Origin of the sequence: Rhodosalinus sediminis (genome assembly GCF_003385555.1) — a bacterium.
Taxonomy (GTDB): Bacteria; Pseudomonadota; Alphaproteobacteria; order Rhodobacterales; family Rhodobacteraceae; genus Rhodosalinus; species Rhodosalinus sediminis.
Genome location: NZ_QOHR01000087.1, coordinates 325 through 646 on the forward strand (window position 1 = coordinate 325; position 322 = coordinate 646).

Genomic DNA, 322 nt, shown 5'->3' on the forward strand with positions numbered 1-322 from the left:
TCGACGAAGCCGTTCGTCTTGGGCGACTTCACCTTGGTTCTGCGGTGCTCGATCCCGTTCAGGTCGAGGTAGAGCTCGTAGGGATGGCGCTCGGTGCCGCAGAACTCGCGGCCGTTGTCGGTGAGCACCGCTTTCACCGGCAGGTCGAGGGTGCGGTAGAACGGCAGCACGTCGTTGTGCAGCACCGCCACCGCGGCCTCGGGCTGCTTGGAGACATGCAGGAAGCCGAAGGCGTAGGAGCCGTAGGTATCGACCACGGCGTGCAGGTAGACCTTGCCCACGCCCTTGAGGCTGCCGACGAAGAACGTGTCGGCCGAGAGCA

The 322-nt window shown here is 64.9% G+C and carries 1 protein-coding gene; it reads right to left on the reverse strand.

Going from position 1 to position 322, the window contains the following annotated elements:
- Positions 1–322: DDE-type integrase/transposase/recombinase (locus DRV84_RS16105; RefSeq protein WP_239995107.1), on the reverse strand; the 322-nt coding region annotated here is incomplete at both ends.